15 protein-coding genes and 1 pseudogene are annotated in these 16,021 nt (G+C 62.6%); 10 read left to right on the plus strand and 6 right to left on the minus strand.

What is annotated here, in order from left to right; translation table 11 throughout:
• From Q7T45_RS17020 to Q7T45_RS17035, 4 genes and pseudogenes are all read left to right on the plus strand, one after another.
• Positions 1-162: pseudogene (locus tag Q7T45_RS17020) on the plus strand (chemotaxis protein CheW); the annotation flags it as partial.
• A gap of 39 nt (positions 163-201) precedes the next feature.
• Positions 202-579 carry a response regulator gene (locus Q7T45_RS17025; RefSeq protein WP_304872119.1) on the plus strand — a complete coding sequence of 126 codons (378 nt, stop codon included), beginning with the start codon at positions 202-204 and terminating at the stop codon, positions 577-579.
• A 43-nt stretch (positions 580-622) separates the two neighbouring features.
• A complete protein-coding gene (locus Q7T45_RS17030) occupies positions 623-1,504 on the plus strand; it encodes a protein-glutamate O-methyltransferase CheR (protein WP_304872120.1) in 882 nt (293 codons plus the stop codon).
• A 3-nt stretch (positions 1,505-1,507) separates the two neighbouring features.
• Positions 1,508-1,831, plus strand: a complete 324-nt coding sequence (locus tag Q7T45_RS17035) for a PilZ domain-containing protein (protein ID WP_304872121.1) — start codon at positions 1,508-1,510, stop codon at positions 1,829-1,831.
• 127 nt (positions 1,832-1,958) lie between these two features.
• On the opposite strand, the gene Q7T45_RS17040 is transcribed toward Q7T45_RS17035, so the two are convergent.
• Positions 1,959-2,315 (minus strand): hypothetical protein, encoded by a 357-nt coding sequence (locus Q7T45_RS17040; RefSeq protein WP_304872122.1) that lies wholly within the window; start codon positions 2,313-2,315, stop codon positions 1,959-1,961.
• Between the two features lie 150 nt (positions 2,316-2,465).
• On the opposite strand from Q7T45_RS17040, the gene Q7T45_RS17045 reads away from it, so the two are divergent.
• A complete protein-coding gene (locus Q7T45_RS17045) occupies positions 2,466-3,101 on the plus strand; it encodes a response regulator transcription factor (RefSeq protein WP_304872123.1) in 636 nt (211 codons plus the stop codon).
• Positions 3,102-3,269: 168 nt separating this feature from the next.
• Here Q7T45_RS17045 and Q7T45_RS17050 read toward each other — a convergent pair whose 3' ends face one another.
• From Q7T45_RS17050 to Q7T45_RS17070, 5 genes are all read right to left on the minus strand, one after another.
• Positions 3,270-6,776 carry a PAS domain S-box protein gene (locus tag Q7T45_RS17050; RefSeq protein WP_304872124.1) on the minus strand — a complete coding sequence of 1,169 codons (3,507 nt, stop codon included), beginning with the start codon at positions 6,774-6,776 and terminating at the stop codon, positions 3,270-3,272.
• Positions 6,777-6,844: 68 nt separating this feature from the next.
• The gene (locus Q7T45_RS17055) at positions 6,845-7,279 is read right to left on the minus strand and encodes a response regulator (RefSeq protein ID WP_304872125.1); all 435 of its coding nucleotides are present in this window, start codon (positions 7,277-7,279) and stop codon (positions 6,845-6,847) included.
• Positions 7,280-7,486: 207 nt separating this feature from the next.
• Positions 7,487-7,735, minus strand: coding sequence for a PilZ domain-containing protein (locus tag Q7T45_RS17060; protein ID WP_304872126.1), 249 nt, complete (start codon positions 7,733-7,735; stop codon positions 7,487-7,489).
• Positions 7,735-9,666: a diguanylate cyclase domain-containing protein gene (locus tag Q7T45_RS17065; protein WP_304872127.1), complete on the minus strand. Its 1,932-nt coding sequence runs from the start codon at positions 9,664-9,666 to the stop codon at positions 7,735-7,737. The genes Q7T45_RS17060 and Q7T45_RS17065 overlap by 1 nt, the downstream gene beginning before the upstream one ends.
• 190 nt (positions 9,667-9,856) lie before the next feature.
• Positions 9,857-10,576, minus strand: coding sequence for a GntR family transcriptional regulator (locus tag Q7T45_RS17070; RefSeq protein WP_304872128.1), 720 nt, complete (start codon positions 10,574-10,576; stop codon positions 9,857-9,859).
• A gap of 138 nt (positions 10,577-10,714) precedes the next feature.
• Here Q7T45_RS17070 and Q7T45_RS17075 point away from each other — a divergent pair, with 138 nt between their 5' ends.
• The 5 genes from Q7T45_RS17075 to Q7T45_RS17095 all read left to right on the plus strand — a co-directional run bounded on the left by Q7T45_RS17075 (position 10,715) and on the right by Q7T45_RS17095 (position 16,015).
• A complete protein-coding gene (locus tag Q7T45_RS17075; protein ID WP_370691299.1) occupies positions 10,715-11,722 on the plus strand; it encodes an ABC transporter substrate-binding protein in 1,008 nt (335 codons plus the stop codon).
• 5 nt (positions 11,723-11,727) lie between these two features.
• Positions 11,728-12,492 (plus strand): ABC transporter ATP-binding protein, encoded by a 765-nt coding sequence (locus Q7T45_RS17080; protein ID WP_304872130.1) that lies wholly within the window; start codon positions 11,728-11,730, stop codon positions 12,490-12,492.
• Positions 12,493-12,504: 12 nt separating this feature from the next.
• Entirely contained in the window at positions 12,505-13,365 is an 861-nt protein-coding gene (locus tag Q7T45_RS17085; RefSeq protein WP_304872131.1) for an ABC transporter permease, read from the plus strand.
• 19 nt (positions 13,366-13,384) lie between these two features.
• Positions 13,385-15,124 carry an L-arabinonate dehydratase gene (araD, locus tag Q7T45_RS17090; protein ID WP_304872132.1) on the plus strand — a complete coding sequence of 580 codons (1,740 nt, stop codon included), beginning with the start codon at positions 13,385-13,387 and terminating at the stop codon, positions 15,122-15,124.
• A 171-nt stretch (positions 15,125-15,295) separates the two neighbouring features.
• A complete protein-coding gene (locus Q7T45_RS17095) occupies positions 15,296-16,015 on the plus strand; it encodes a ribonuclease activity regulator RraA (RefSeq protein WP_304872133.1) in 720 nt (239 codons plus the stop codon).
• Positions 16,016-16,021: the final 6 nt, after the last annotated feature.

Consider the following 16,021-nt stretch of genomic DNA (forward strand, 5'->3'; position numbering starts at 1 on the left):
CTCAAGCTCGCCGACGACGGCCGCGAGGAAAACCCCGTCAACCTCGACCCCCGCATGGCCAAGCTCGCCGGCGGCGTGCACCGCCTCGACGGCCAGCTCATGGTCGTGCTCGACGTCGACCGCGTGCTCGAAATCGTGCCCAAGACCTCGCTCGCAGCATAGTAATTGGCACAGGCCACTCGTGAAAGAAGGAGCCTAGAAATGCAAACCTGTCTCGTTGTCGATGATTCCAGCATCGTGCGAAAGATCGCGCGCCGTATTCTGGAAGGACTCGATTTTCAGGTCATCGAGGCCGAGGACGGCGTGGACGCCCTGGTTGTCTGCAAGAAGGCCATGCCGGAAGCGGTGCTGCTCGACTGGAACATGCCCGTGATGGACGGCTATCACTTCCTTAGCCATCTGCGCCGCATGCCCGGTGGTGACACGCCGAGGGTAGTGTTCTGCACTACCGAGAACGGCATCGAACATATCGAGCGCGCGCTTGAAGGCGGCGCCAACGAATACATCATGAAGCCGTTCGACAAGGAAATCATCGCGGCCAAGTTCCAGGAAGTAGGCCTGATCGCGGTACCGGAATAATCCGGTTCTGCCCGTAGCGTTAGCGTTGTAAGAGAGGCCGCCAGTGACCCCGCCCGATTATGAATATTTTCGCAAACTCCTCAAGGACCGCTCCGGTCTCGATCTGTCCGCCGACAAGCAGTATCTGATCGAAAGCCGGCTGCTGCCGCTTTCGCGGAAGGCGGGACTGTCCGACATCACCGAACTCGTGCAGAAGATGAAGGGCGGATCCGCCGATCTCACCACCCAGGTGGTCGAGGCCATGACCACCAATGAGACGTTCTTCTTTCGCGACAAGGTTCCGTTCGATCACTTTCGCGATTCCATCGTGCCGGAGATCGTGAAGGCCCGCGCAAGCCGCAAGAGCATTCGGATCTGGTGCGCCGCCGGTTCGACCGGCCAGGAGCCGTATTCACTGGCGATGTGCCTGAAGGAAATGGGCGCCATGCTCGCCGGCTGGCGGATCGAAATCATCGCCACCGACCTGTCGCAGGAAGTGCTGGAGAAATCCAAGGCGGGAATCTACAGCCAGTTCGAGGTTCAGCGCGGCCTGCCGATTCAGATGCTCGTCAAATACTTCAAGCAGACCGGCGAACTCTGGCAGATCAACCCCGACATTCGCTCCATGGTTCAGCATCGGCAGCTCAATCTGCTGCACGACTTCTCCCAGCTCGGCACCTTCGACGTGATCTTCTGCCGCAACGTCCTTATCTACTTCGACCAGGAAACCAAGGTGAACATCTTCAATCGCCTCGCCAAGATCACCGAGCCGGACGGCTTTCTGGTGCTGGGTGCGGCGGAAACCGTGGTCGGGTTGACCGATGTCTTCAAGCCGTTCCCGGACAAGCGCGGTCTGTACCGGCCCAATGCCGCAGGCGCGACGCCGGCAAAGCTGCCGGCCGCGAGCGCAGCCGCGCCGAAGTTCGCTGCGATGGCGGGGCATTGACGAATGGGCGATGATGCAAAAGCACCGGAGCGCGTGACGTTCAGCCGTGGCTATGGTGTCTGCATCATGGGCATCGACGGTACCTGGCGCCGCGATTGCCTGCTCAACGCCATCTCCGACAACGACGCCATCCTGACCGTGGAAGGCTCGATTCAGGGGCTCAATCTCAAGGAGTTCTTTCTGCTGTTGTCGTCGACCGGCCTCGCCTATCGGCGGTGCGAGCTGGTCCGCGTCAACGGCGCCGAGATCGACGTTTCCTTCCTGAAGGGAAAGAACAAGAAGAAGCGGGCGAACGCCATGTCAACGGATACGCTGATAGGCGCCTGAGGGCGGACCGGGCCGGGCAGCCTGGCGGCAAGCGATCGCAGCAGGCGGTTGAATACAACAGAAACCTTTTGAGGGATGGCATCGCAAGTTTTCCGCGGCTCGGCCTCAAAAAGCCGAATCAGGCACTTCAGGCGTGATTGATCAGGCGAACCGGCCGGTGGTCGCTCGCCGTGAAATCGCCGGCCTGGTGTCTGGGTGCCCTGGCATCCAGCAGATGGTGAAGGGCGATGCCAAGGCCGGCATTGCAGGCGTTCAGCGCGGCGTTCACCTTCGCGTAGCGGGGGGTGACGTCGTCCAGGACGAAAACGTTGCCGGCAGCATCCTGGTTGCCGGGAGCGGATTCCCTGGTAATGGCGGCTTCAAGCTGCTTCATGCCGGCCTGGACGTGCTCGATCAGCGAAACCAGCTCCGAAACGATCGAATGGTGGCTGTGATTCCGGTCGCCGGACGGGTCCGGAACCCTGCCGTCAGTTGTCGCCTGCATGATTGCTCTCCTGCACACATTTTTATGCCCGCGGCGCTACTTGTGCGTTAAGGCTGCGTCCCGTACAAATACGGGTGGGCTCGAATCTGCATTAGGGCAGTATCGTGCGGCGAATGGGCGTGTATTTTTTCACTGTCGATGGACCGACACATGGCTGAGAACTCTGCTTCCCAACGCGAGATCTTCGTGGTCGACGACGACCCCGCCGTCCGCGACACCCTGTCGATGGTGTTGTCGGCGGGCGGCTATCAGGTGATTTGCTTTGCCGACGGCGCCGCGCTGCTGGCAGTGGCGCGCACGCGAACGCCGGCCTGTATCCTGCTCGACGTGAATATTCCCGGCAAATCCGGCCTCGACATCCTGAAGGAGCTGTCTGGCGAGGATTATCCCGCGCCGATCTTCATGATCTCCGGCCAGGGCGACATCGCCATGGCGGTCAGCGCGATCAAGAATGGCGCGCTGGATTTCATCGAAAAACCGTTCCGCGGCAGCGAAATCGTGGCCCGGCTCGACGAAGCGATCGGGGCATATGCACGCCGGCAGGCAGAGAACTCCGCCTCACGAACCGCGTCGCTGCATTTTCCGGGACGGGAGCCGTTGACGCGGCGCGAACGCGAAGTGCTGGAGCAATTCACGTCGGGCGCTTCCAACAAGGAAGCCGGGCGCCATCTCGGAATCAGTCCGCGCACCATCGAAGATCATCGCGCCAACATCATGAAGAAGCTCGGCGCCAGGAATGCGGCCGATCTCATTCGAATCGTGATGACCGCCGCGCGCGACTCCTGAACCGGCGCGTCAATGTCTTTGCGTCGTCCCGGCGAACGCAGGGACCCATAACCACCGATGATCGCGGTGAAGTAAGCCGTCTGACACCTTGCCTGAACGAGAGGCCCCGGCGTATGGGTCCCGGCGCCCCGTGCGCGATTGCGCACCAGGCCGGGACGACGTCCGGAGTTAGCCGGCGAGCGCCTTGCGGATCATCGCGGCCAAATCCGACTTGCGGTACGGCTTGGCGAGCAGCAGGACTCCGGAGTCGAGCCGGCCGTGATGGATGATCGCGTTTTCGGTGTAGCCCGAGGTAAACAGCACCTTGAGCCCGGGCCTGGTTTTCTGCACTTCGTTGGCGAGCTGGCGGCCGTTCATTGCGCCCGGCATGATCACGTCGGTGAAAAGCAGATCGAAGTCCTTGCCGGCAGCGACGAAAGCAAGCGCTTCCGCCGCATTGGCCGCATCCAGCGTGACATAGCCCAGCGAATGCAGCTGGGTCAGCACATAATCCCTGACCAGCTTGTCGTCTTCAACGACAAGGATGGTTTCATGACCGCCCTCAACGGCCGCCGTGATCGCGGCTTCGGCCGCGGACAGGGCTCCGGTGCCCGGCGGCAGATACATCTTGATCGTGGTGCCGTGGCCCTCCTCGCTGTAGATCATGATGTGGCCGGCGGACTGCTTCACGAAACCATAGACCATGCTGAGGCCGAGACCGGTGCCTTTGCCGGGGCCCTTTGACGTAAAGAACGGGTTGAACACCTTGTCGAGTATGGCGGCGGGAATCCCGGTTCCGGTGTCGCTCACGGCAATCAGCACGTAGCGTCCGGGCCGCACGTCGCCTTGCATGCTGGCGTAGCTTTCGTCGAGAAAGGCCATGCTGGTTTCGAGGATGAGCTTGCCGCCATTGGGCATCGCGTCGCGGGAGTTGAGCGCGAGATTGAGAATGGCGGTCGCCAGCTGACTGGGATCGACGGTCGCCATGCAGGCTTCGTCTTCAAACACCGATTCGATCTCGATCTGCTCGCCCAGCGTGGGCCGCAGCAGCTTGGCGGTGTCGATGATCAGCTCATTGACGTCGGTCTCCCGCGGCTGCAGCGGCTGCTTGCGGGCGAAGGCCAGCAGATGCTGGGTAAGATCCGCGCCCCGTGACGCGGCTTCGTCGATCATCCTGGTGATGGCGGCGAGTTGCGGGTCCTTTTCGACGGCCTCGGCCAGAATTTCGATAGTTCCGGTGATGACCGTCAGGATATTGTTGAAGTCATGGGCAATGCCGCCGGTGAGCTGGCCGACGGCTTCCATTTTTTCGGCCTGCCGAATCCGGTCCTCCGCCGCGATCCTGTCGGTCAGGTCGCGAATGAAACCGTTGAACACAAACCCGTCACGGCGCTTCAACGCGGTGACGCTGAGCTCGACCTTGATCTCTCGGCCGTCACGCCGCAGGGCCTCGATCTCGATGCGGCGGCCGAGGATCGGACCTTCGCCGGTGCTCAGGAAGCGCGCGATGCCCGACGCGTGGCCGGCACGGTGGATTTCCGGAATGATCAATTCGCCGAGCTTTTGTCCCAGCGCTTCATCGTGCGACCAGCCGAAGATCGTTTCCGCCTGCGAATTCCAGTTTCGGATGCGGCCGTTCTCGTCGATCTGGACGAAGGCGTCGAGCGCGGTATCGATGATGCCGCGCGCCAGTTGTTCGCTTTCGCGCAATGTCTCCTGCGCCAGCCGGCTTTCGATCATGTCGCGGCCGACGAAGAAATACCGCCGGACCGGCTCCGACCACGTGCCCATCCAGGACAGCGTCACGATCCGCCCGTCCTTGTGAATGTAGCGCGAATCGGTATTCCGCGCCCGCTTGCCGCGCCGCGCCAGGCGCATCTCGTCGCGGCTGATCTCGAGGTCGTCGGGGTGGAGGAATTCGCTGGCGTTGCGGCCGATCATTTCCTTCGGCGCATATCCCAGGATGGTTGCGGCGCTCGGGCTCACCTGAACCAGCACGCCCGTTGGATCGATCACCAGGATCAGGTCCTGGGAGGTTTCGAAGATGCGGCGGCGCTCCTCGATCTGCTGGCGCAGCGCATGCTCGGTCCTTCGGCTTGCCGTGATGTCACGAGCGGTAGTCGATGCACCGATGATCAGTCCCGAGGGTGCCTTGATCGGGGAAATGGCGAGCGAGACCTGGACCAGGCTGCCATCCCGGCACAAGCGCTCGGTTTCGTAGTTCTCGATCGTTTCGCCCCAGCCGACCCGACGCAGGATGTCACGGATCTCTTCCGCACGGGTGGGCGGCACGATGAGGTCGATCTGCTGTCCGACCGCCTCCGTCGCGGGATATCCGAACAGCCGTTCCGCGGCCGGGTTCCAGCCGGTGATCGTGCCCTCGAGGGATTGTGTGACGATGGCGTCAATGGAGGATTCGACGGCGGCGCTGAAAAGGCGCTCGCGCGAGGCGTAATGGTCGCGCGCGGCCTCGGTGCGGCGATGATCCTGAACCTCGCGCTCGAGCGCGGCGGCCTTTGCATTCGCTTCGCCCATCACCCGGGCAAATGCGCGCGCGAGTACGCCGGTCTCGCCGCTGGCGTCGACCGGAATGGCGGTCAGCCCGTCGCGGCCGGCGCCCTCGACGGCCGCCGTCAATTGAATGATCGGCCGGGTCAGCGTCCTCGCAATGAACACGGCCAGTGCGGCCGCGCACAGCACGGCGATCAGTCCGACCAGGAGCGATGAATTTCGGATCGCCGAGGCGGACGCCATGAAGGCGGCGTTCGGACGCCGCTCGATGACGGCGACCCATTCGCCGCCGGCCAAACGCGCGGGAGCAAACGCTATTCCGTCCGGACGAGCGCCCCGTTCCGGGACGGCCTGTGCGAAGCTCCGGCTCGCGCCGAGCGATGATACCAGATTGGGGAAGTCGCTTCGCCAATCGTTAGGCTTACCCAGCTGCGAGCCGAATTCCCGCGTGCGATCGGGGTGAACCAGGTACTCGCCCCTGCCGTCGACCACATAGACGTGTTCGTCCGGCCGCACCGACGACCTGACGCGATCGAGTGCTTGCCGCATGTCGGCGTTGATAAGGACGATGCCGTACGGCTTGCCGTCGGGCGCCATGACCGGTTTGGCGATTAGCAACGTCGGCACATGGGGGGTCTCGACGGCACCGTTCTCCGCGTTCAGAGCGACATGCGAGACGTAAATTCCGTCCGCGGGCAGGCTGATTGTATACCGGAAGTAGGGCGCATCGCCGACCCGCCGCATCTCGCTTTCCGGAACGATGCGCACCGCGCCATCGGGTCCGGAGCGGTCGACGCGAACGAGCTCCCGGTGGCCGTCCTCTACCCCGATGAACCGGAGCGAATGGGCCGGCTTGAGCGCCATCTGGGCAGCCAGCCGGGTTCCCAGCCGTTCGCGCCAGAGCGCCGCCGGGGTTTGATCGGTCGGATCGATCCCGCCATTGAGACGGGCGCGCATCAAGCCACTGACCGCCGCCAGGCCGTGAAAGGTGGCAATGTCGCCGGGTCCGCTGCGCACATGCGAGTCCAGTTCGGCGGCAACAAGCCGGGAATGCGTCTCGATGCGATCGAGCATGCGGGGCAGCAGCGCCTGCTCCAGGTTGCGATAGCTCAGCCATCCGACCGCGGATACCGCGAGCGCAACCAGCAGGATCATCGCGACGGCTAATCTGGTTGCAAGCGTCATCTTGGTCTTCGCACCACTCTATCCCGCCATGGTGCGCGGCTGGCCGGGACGCCCAACGCTATTCCGCTTTATGGGCGGGAAGCAACCTCACCGGCGGGCTGGGATGTTGACGACGCACGCTGTGCGGCCTCGAGGGACCCGGCAACGGCCGCCAGCAGCGCGGCCGGCTTGAAGGGCTTCTGCAGGCTCCTGACCGCGCCGAGCTTGGTGGCCATGGTCAGGAAATCCGGGCCGGAGCCGGAATCGGAAGTTACGGGATTGCCTGATATCACGATGATCGGGATCAGGGGTTGTTGCTGATGGACCAGCCGCATGGTTTCCAGGCCGTCCATGCCCGGCATGAAGATATCGAGAAACAGCAGATCGAATTCACCTGTCTCGAATACCGCGAGCCCTTTGCGGCCATCGCCGGCGACGACAACGCTGTGGCCGGCCCGTTCCAGCAAAATCCGGATGGTCGCCTGCACGGCAATGTCGTCGTCCACGACCAGAATCTTTGCCAAGTCCAACTCTCCGCTTCGAATCTGGAATCAACACCGGTCTGTCGCAAAAGGGTTGCTGAATTTGCATTCACACGCAAGCATTTCCATCGGTGGACGACGCGTTGATTCTGTTGGAACGATGGCCGAGAACCCATTCCATCTGCACGGTTCAGGGCAGACACCGATCAAGGGGATGTGCAGGAGAATTTGATTCGGGAGAAAAAAATGTCACTGATCCCGATCGAACGCGACTCCGATTCTCTTTTCCTTCCGCCAGACCACGTGGCAGGGCAAACACCGCCCCTCTGCCGGCAAGATCAAGCCAAAGCGATCGGGGATCCCGATCGGACTGGCCACGTCCAGCGCCGCTCCCGCCTCGGACATGTTGCGGACGGTGCAATCGATGGCCCCGCCGCCGAATTCTATGATTCCGGCCTTCAGGACCCGGTGTCGCGGAGTTGCCCGGTGCTCTGCCATCAGGACACCAGCGAGGGTGTCAAACCCGGCGCGATCAGCCGGGGCGCCAGGACGGGTCCGGACATCACCATTCGATCTCGCCCTTCATCCTTCGCAGAATACAGCGCCTGGTCTGCCGCTTCGATCAGCGACGAGCTTTGGGCTTGCGGGTCTTGCCAATCTATCGTCGCGCCACCGATGCTCACCGTCAGCTTTCGAGACGGGAGGTTGAATTCGTGATCAATTCCAAGGACAGCGAGGCAATCCCGGATCTTCTTTCCCATCTGTTCGCATCCTGCGGAGTCGGTATCCGGCAAAAGCAGAACAAACTCTTCGCCGCCGTATCTCGCAGCCATGTCTGCGGGCCGTCGAGCCTGCGCAGCCAGCGCTTGTGCAACTGACTTCAAGCATGCGTCACCCGCCTGATGTCCATACCGATCATTGTACTTCTTGAAATGATCGACGTCGATCAACAGCAGGGACAATGTGGTGCCATCGCGTCGCGCCCGTGCCCATTCCCTTTCCAGATGCTCGTCGAAATGTCTGCGATTTGCCAGTCCGGTGAGGCCGTCGATGGTTGCGAGTGCTGCCAGTTTTTGTTCGAGGTCCTTATGTTCCGTCATGTCGCGCGAAATCGCGACGACACCGTTGATTTCTGCCGTGCCATACTCCTTGGTGACACGCATGGTGGATTCGATCCAGATTTCCGCCTTCTCCCGATGACGGCTGCGATAGGCGATCCGGGCGTCTTCTTCGTCCCCCCACTTCAGCGTTGCGATCATCGCCTTAACCCGCGGCATATCCTCGGCATTCACCCCCGCCAACGCCGGCGTACCCAGGAGCTGTTCCGGCCGCCAGCCCACCACCCGTATCGATGACGGCGAAACATAACGAATGCGTTCATCCATTCCGATGCGGGTCACCATGTCGCTGGATTCTTCCGCAAGCAGGCGGAAATCGGCCTCCTTTGCTTCGAGTGCGGCACCCATGAGATGACGCGCTTGCAACTGCCGCACGAAGTAAAAGCCGATCACGGCAATGATCGTCAGGAGTGCGACGACGATCATCGTGCGGGTGGCCGCATCCTGGCGCCATGGCGCCAGCACCTCTTCCTGAGCTTGGGTGGCCAAGATCATCAGGGGAAAATTTTCGCTTGTCTTGTAGAAGCTCAATCGCTGCACTCCGTCCAACGGCGATTTGAAGTAGTAGGGGGCTGACGCCGGATGTTTGTCACGCTCCTTGAACAGTGGGGTACTCGACAGGTCTCGGCCGATATAGACGTCGTTGTCGGGATGGCGCGCGAGAACAATACCGTCGGAGTTCAGCAGGCTAACCGCGCCGTTCCGGCCGATGTTGAATTTCTCGAAGAATTGCGCGAAGTATGCCGCGTCAAGAGAGGCCAATACGACGCCCGCAAATCGGCCGTCCGGATGGTTGAAGCGCTTTGAGGCGGTGATGATCCACTGTCCACCGGAACGGCTTTTGACAGGCCGCCCGATCAGCATGGCGCGGTCGTCCAAATGAGCGTGATGACGGAAATAATCGCGGTCGCTGTTGTTGAAGTCTTTCAGACTCACTGTTTCGGAGGTTGCAAGCCAGCGACCGGTTTCGTCGTATACGAACAGGCCGCGAATACGACCCATACCGCGTTTGCGAAGGTCGATAAAGGTCTGAAGCCGTGCAATGGCTTCGATTCCGGCGCCGTCAATCTGCAGTCGATGGACCATGCCGATCAGGACGTTGTCGGTCAGTTCGAAGGTGTCGTTCGCGTGTTGCGCAAGAGATTGTGCAAGGTTCGCCATGTCGATTTCAGCATTCTGCAACTCCGCGTCCCGAGTCGACCACTCCCGCCAGCCGCTCAGCACGAGAATGGCGACACAAATCAGAGCCACGAATGCTCCGGCCCAGATCGGCAGATGGATGCGACCTCGGTTACCACGGGAAGAATACATGACGAATTCGAACCTTTCGTCCCTCTTGCCGGTGCATCGAGAAGGCGACGGTGCAACGTCGCTCCTGCAGCGCAGCGCGACTCACCTCGGTGGGATATCGTTACGGGTCCGGTGCTCTTCGGGTGTTAAGTTACGGACCCGTAGAACTACTGAAGGATCATCAGGCCGGAGACTTGCGCCTCCGCATGAATCATTCGCTAAGATATTCCGGAAAACGCGCGCGAATTTCGGCCAGATACCCAAGCGTTCCCGACAAATGCTGGCGCAGGTGACGCTGGGCTTCATCAGGCTGGTTGGCGCTGATCGCCGCGACGATGAGTTTGTGATGGCGCACGATGTCTTGCGCCTTGCCCGGCGAAGGCAGATGCAGCCGGCGCAGCCGATCGATATGGCCGCTGCGGCTGCGCACCAGATCCCAAAGCGCCCGGTTGCCCGTCGCGGCATAGAGCTGCGCATGGAAATCATTGTCGGCAGCCATGAATTTCTCGAAATCGCCGGCGCGAGTGAATTTCTGCTGCAGCGCAATGGTGCCGTTCAACTCGTCGATCAGGGCATCGACATGCTCCAGCGCGAGGGCCTTGACGATTTCCAGTTCCAGCGCCTGCCGCAGGAAGTGCGCCTGCTGGGCCAGCCGCACATCGATCCGGCTCACGACCGTGGCATGTTGCGGGAAGACGTCGACCAGGCCTTCCTCCTCGAGCCGCATCAGCGCGTCGCGGATCGGGGTCGAACTGACGCCGAACTGCGTGGCAAGTGCTGCGCGCGACAAGGGCGATCCAGGCGGCAATTTGAGCGAGACGATCATGTCGCGCAGCCGCTCGAACACCTGGGGTGCGGCCTGACGGTCGCGATCGAGCCGGTCGGCGGAATGCGGGGTGGCTCGGCGGGAAGCGATTTGTGGTGAATCCATCAGGGAACCGGGGTGGTCGGGCAAGGGTCAGGCAAGGGTCGGGAAAGGCGCTTGCAACAGATGCACTAATGTATTAGTGCATCTCCGCGAAACGGTCAACCAATGGCAGTGAAGGGGAGTGAGATTATGAACAAGATGATGTGGCGCGCCGGCGCCCTGGCGTCTGCGCTATTCGGCGTCGCACTGTCGGGATCGCAGGCGCTGGCGCAAGCCAAGACCGAGATCGCGCTGTCGCGGCAGCCCGGCATTTTCTACATGCCGTCGCACATCATGGAGAAGCAGAAGCTGATCGAGAAGCACGCCGCGGCGCTGGGGCTTGCGGGCATCACCACCAAGTGGCTCACCTTCAACAGCGGCGGCGCACAGACCGACGCCTTGCTGGCGGGCGGCGTCGACATCCTCAACACCGGCACCGGCAATCTGCTGTTGCTGTGGGATCGCACCCGCGGCGGCGTCAAGGGCATCGTCGCCACCTCGGCGCAGCCGATGACGCTGATCAGCCGCGACGCCAACATCAAGTCGCTCAGGGATATCGGCCCGAACGACAAGATCGCGGTGCCCACCGTCAAGGTCTCGACCCAGGCGATCGTGCTGCAGATCGCCGCTGCCGAGCTGTTCGGCGCCGATCAATGGTCGAAGCTGGACGCCAACACCGTGCAACTCGGCCACCCCGATGCCTATGTGGCGCTGTCGAACCCGCAGCACGAGGTTCGCAATCACTTCTCGATTCCGCCGTTCACGTTTTTGGAACTGAAGAATGTCCCCGGCGCCCATATTGTGCTGTCATCGCCCGACGTGATGGGCGGGCCGCTGAGCCAGGCGCAGTTCTTCACCACCACCAAATTCGCCGACGCCAACCCGAAGATCATCCAGGCGGTGCGCGACGCCACCAGGGAAGCGCAGGACCTGATCCGCAGCGACACCAAAACCGCCGTCGATATCTACAAGGAAATCACCGGCGACAAGACCAGCGCTGACGACCTCCTGGCATGGCTCAAGGAGCCCGGCATGATGGAGTGGAACCTGCAGCCGCAGGGCACCATGAAGTTCGCCGCCCATCTGTTCAAGACCGGCACGCTGAAGACCCAGCCGAAGGCCTGGACCGACTATTATCTGCCGGTCGCCCACGATCTGAAGGGCAACTGAGCCAGATGGCCGCGCTCCTCGACGTCAGTGGCGTGACGCTGCGCTACAAGACTTCAAGCGTGGTGGTGACCGCGACCGAGAAGGTGTCGTTCAGCGTCGATCGCTCCGACCGCTTCGTGCTGCTCGGCCCCTCCGGCTGCGGCAAGTCGACGTTGCTGAAGGCGGTCGGCGGCTACATGACGCCGGGCGAAGGCCAGATGCGGATCAACGGGCGCGAGATCACCGAGCCCGGCGCCGACCGCATGATGATCTTCCAGGAGTTCGACCAGCTGCTGCCGTGGAAGACGGTGCTGGAAAACGTCATGTTTCCGCTGCTGATGACGCGGCGGCTGCCGCGCAGGCAAGCCGAGGAACGCGCCCGCGCCTATCTCGAGAAGGTCAGTCTGACCCGCGTGGTCGACAGCTATCCGCATACGTTGTCCGGCGGCATGAAACAGCGCGTCGCCATCGCCCGCGGCATGGCGATGGAGCCGGACATCCTCCTGATGGACGAGCCGTTCGCGGCGCTCGACGCCCTGACGCGGCGGACCTGTCAGGACGAATTGCTGCAGCTGTGGGAAGAGACAAAATTCACCGTGCTGTTCGTCACCCATACGATCGCCGAGGCCATCAAGATCGGCAACCGCATCCTGCTGCTGTCGCCGCATCCCGGCCGGGTCAAGGCCGAGATCGTCGATGTCAACAAGGTCTCGGGCGAGGACGGCAGCGCCGGCCGGCTCGAGAAGCAGATTCACGACCTTCTGTTCGCCGACGCCGCGACGGCACATTAGGGAGCGCGCGCCATGGGTGAAGCCAGAATTTTGATGCGCAGCGACGCGGTGGTGGCCAGCGACCCGGCGGCGGTCGAGCGCAAGCTGAGCCTTCCCGAACTGCTGTGGAATGACGGCTTTGTTCGCAAGGCGGCGATCATTGTTCTCCTCGCGGTGGTGTGGGAGGCCTATGGCAGCTTCCTCGACAATCCGCTGCTGTTTCCGACCTTCCACGACACCGTCATCACCATGTACGAGAAGGTCATGGACGGCACCATTCCGATGCGGGCCTGGGCCTCGCTCAAGGTGCTGTTCATGGGTTACGGCGCCGGCATCGTGCTCGCCGCCATCTTCACCATCCTCGCGATCTCGACCCGGATCGGCACCGACTTTCTCGAAACCATGACGGCGATGTTCAACCCGCTGCCGGCGATCGCGCTGTTGCCGCTGGCGCTGATCTGGTTCGGCCTCGGCAATGGCAGCCTGGTCTTCGTGCTGATCCATTCAGTGCTGTGGCCGGTGGCGCTCAACACCCATTCCGGCTTCAAGAGCGTGTCCAACACGCTGCGCATGGTCGGCCGCAATTACGGCCTGCGCGGATTGCCCTATGTGGCCCGCATCCTGATTCCCGCGGCGTTCGGCTCGATCCTCACCGGCCTCAAGATCGGCTGGGCGTTTGCGTGGCGCACCCTGATCGCGGCCGAGCTGGTATTCGGCGTGTCGTCGGGGCAGGGCGGGCTCGGCTGGTTCATCTTCGAGAACCGCAACCTGCTGGACATTCCCGCCGTTTTCGCCGGCCTTCTGACGGTGATCGTGATCGGCCTGGTCGTGGAAAACCTGATCTTTCGTACCATCGAGCGCAACACCGTGCAAAAGTGGGGCACGCAGTCTTGAGCCCAGGAATGACCCCGACATGACCGACAAGAAAAAGACCCCCGACCAGCTCCGCAGCGCGCGCTGGTTCGCGCCCGACGATTTGCGCGCCTTCGGCCATCGCTCCCGCGCGATGCAGATGGGCTACGCGCCGGAGGAGTGGAAGGACCGTCCGGTCATCGCGATCCTCAACACCTGGTCGGACGCGCAGCCCTGCCACATGCACTTCAAGAGCCGGGTCGACGACGTCAAGCGCGGTGTGCTGATGGCCGGCGGCTTCCCGATGGAATTGCCGGCGCTGTCGCTGTCGGAATCCTTCCTGAAGCCGACCACCATGCTCTACCGCAACATGCTGGCGATGGACGCCGAGGAGCTGTTGCGCGGCCATCCCGTCGACGGCGTGGTGCTGATGGGCGGCTGCGACAAGACCACGCCGGGCCTGCTGCTCGGCGCCACCTCGATGAACCTGCCGACGGTCTACCTTCCCGCGGGGCCGATGCTGCGCGGCAACTGGAAGGGCAAGACCTTAGGGTCGGGTTCCGACGCCTGGAAGTACTGGGACGAGCGGCGCGCGGGAAAAATCTCCGACAAGGACTGGGTCGATGTCGAGGCCGGCATTGCGCGGAGCTACGGCACCTGCATGACCATGGGCACCGCCTCCACCATGACCGCGATCGCCGAATCGATCGGCATGACCCTGCCGGGCGCGTCCTCGATCCCGGCCGCCGACGCCGGCCATATCCGCATGGCCTCGGAATGCGGCCGCCGGGTCGTGGAGATGGTGTGGGAAGATCTCACGCCGCAGAAGATCCAGAGCCGCAAGGCGTTCGAGAACGCCATCACCGTGGCGATGGCGATGGGCTGCTCGACCAATGCGATCATCCACCTGATCGCGCAGGCGCGCCGTGCCGGCCAGGACATCGGCCTCGACGACTTTGAAATTGCCAGCCGCAAGGTGCCCGTGATCGCCAATGTCCGTCCCTCCGGCGACAAATATTTGATGGAAGATTTCTTCTATGCCGGCGGATTGCCGGCGCTGATGAGCCGGATCAAGCAGCACCTGCATCTCGACGTCATGACCGTGACCGGCCAGACCCTCGGTGAGAACATCGCGCGGGCCGAAGTCTATGATGACGACGTGATCCGCACGGTCGAAAATCCGATCTACGCCGAGGGCGCGCTCGCGGTGCTCAAGGGCAACCTCGCCCCGGATGGCTGCGTCATCAAGCCGAGCGCCTGCGAGCCACGCTTCCTCAAGCACAGCGGTCCCGCGCTGGTGTTCGACGATTACCCCTCGATGAAAAAGGCGATCGACGATCCCGCTCTCGACGTGACGGCGGATCACGTGCTGATCCTGCGCAATGCCGGGCCGCAGGGCGGGCCGGGCATGCCGGAATGGGGCATGCTGCCGATCCCGACCAAACTGGTGAAGCAGGGCGTGCGCGACATGGTGCGGCTGTCGGATGCGCGCATGAGCGGCACCAGTTACGGCGCCTGCATCCTGCATGTCGCGCCGGAGTCCTATATCGGCGGGCCGCTGGCGCTGGTGCGCAATGGCGACCGCATCTCGCTCGATGTCGCCGCGCGCACCATCAACCTCGATGTGCCGGAAGCCGAACTGACAAAGCGCCGCGCCGAATGGCAGCCGCCGGAGCGCCGCTATGAGCGCGGCTATGGCTGGATGTTCACCAAACACATCAAGCAGGCCAATGAGGGCTGCGACTTCGATTTCCTCGAAACCGGTTTCGGCAAGCCGGTCGATGAGCCGTCGATTTACTGATCCGTCGTTCCGGAGGCAAATTATCTCGTCATTCCGGGGCGTGGAGCGAAGCGGAACGAGCCCGGAATCCATACTCACGATCGTGGTTATGGATTCCGGGCTCGCGCCTCAGGTCGGCAATTGCCGACCGAGGGCGCGCCCCGGAATGACAAGTAGTGGAGAATAGGAATCATGACCAAACTCAGCGACGCCACCCGCGCCAAACTGAAAACCATGTCCACCGCCACCGTGGCCACCGCGCTGTTCAAGCGCGGCTTCAGAATGCAGTGCATCCAGGATGTCCACCCGCTTGGCGCCGATCAGCCGACGCTGGTCGGCGAAGCCTTTACCCTGCGCTACATGCCGGCGCGCGAGGACCTCAACAAGCTCGACGTGTTTCGCGACCGCTCCCACCCGCAGCGCAAGGCGGTGGAAGACTGTCCGCCAGGTGCTGTGCTGGTCATGGACAGCCGCAAGGATGCCCGCGCGGCGTCGGCCGGCGCCATTCTGGTGACCCGGCTGATGCAGCGCGGCGTCGCCGGCGTCGTCACCGATGGCGGCTTTCGCGATTCCGCCGAAATCGCAAAACTGGGCTTTCCCGCCTTTCACCACCGCCCGAGCGCGCCGACCAACCTGACGCTGCACCAGGCAATCGAGATCAACGGACCGATCGGCTGCGGCGACGCGCCGGTGTTTCCCGGCGACGTCATCCTCGGCGACAGCGACGGCGTGATCGTGATCCCCGCCCATCTCGCCGACGAAATCGCCAATGAAGCCTTTGAAATGACCGCATTCGAGGATTTTGTCACCGAGCAGGTGCGACAAGGCCGCGGCATCTTCGGCCTCTACCCCGCCACCGACGAGCAGACACTGGTCGATTTCGTGGCGTGGCGCAAAGCGACGGGACGATAAGCGATG

Origin of the sequence: Bradyrhizobium sp. (assembly GCF_030646015.1) — a bacterium.
In the GTDB taxonomy this organism is placed as follows: Bacteria; Pseudomonadota; Alphaproteobacteria; order Rhizobiales; family Xanthobacteraceae; genus Bradyrhizobium.

Coding starts and splice junctions, on each gene's coding strand:
- Q7T45_RS17060 (WP_304872126.1), bottom strand. CDS start 7,735: ATGGCAGAGCACCGGGCAACTCCGCGACACCGGGTCCTGAAGGCCGGA.
- Q7T45_RS17045 (WP_304872123.1), top strand. CDS start 2,466: ATGGCTGAGAACTCTGCTTCCCAACGCGAGATCTTCGTGGTCGACGAC.
- Q7T45_RS17050 (WP_304872124.1), bottom strand. CDS start 6,776: ATGACGCTTGCAACCAGATTAGCCGTCGCGATGATCCTGCTGGTTGCG.
- Q7T45_RS17080 (WP_304872130.1), top strand. CDS start 11,728: ATGGCCGCGCTCCTCGACGTCAGTGGCGTGACGCTGCGCTACAAGACT.
- Q7T45_RS17070 (WP_304872128.1), bottom strand. CDS start 10,576: ATGGATTCACCACAAATCGCTTCCCGCCGAGCCACCCCGCATTCCGCC.
- Q7T45_RS17065 (WP_304872127.1), bottom strand. CDS start 9,666: ATGTATTCTTCCCGTGGTAACCGAGGTCGCATCCATCTGCCGATCTGG.
- Q7T45_RS17040 (WP_304872122.1), bottom strand. CDS start 2,315: ATGCAGGCGACAACTGACGGCAGGGTTCCGGACCCGTCCGGCGACCGG.
- Q7T45_RS17085 (WP_304872131.1), top strand. CDS start 12,505: ATGGGTGAAGCCAGAATTTTGATGCGCAGCGACGCGGTGGTGGCCAGC.
- araD (WP_304872132.1), top strand. CDS start 13,385: ATGACCGACAAGAAAAAGACCCCCGACCAGCTCCGCAGCGCGCGCTGG.
- Q7T45_RS17095 (WP_304872133.1), top strand. CDS start 15,296: ATGACCAAACTCAGCGACGCCACCCGCGCCAAACTGAAAACCATGTCC.
- Q7T45_RS17025 (WP_304872119.1), top strand. CDS start 202: ATGCAAACCTGTCTCGTTGTCGATGATTCCAGCATCGTGCGAAAGATC.
- Q7T45_RS17035 (WP_304872121.1), top strand. CDS start 1,508: ATGGGCGATGATGCAAAAGCACCGGAGCGCGTGACGTTCAGCCGTGGC.
- Q7T45_RS17075 (WP_370691299.1), top strand. CDS start 10,715: ATGTGGCGCGCCGGCGCCCTGGCGTCTGCGCTATTCGGCGTCGCACTG.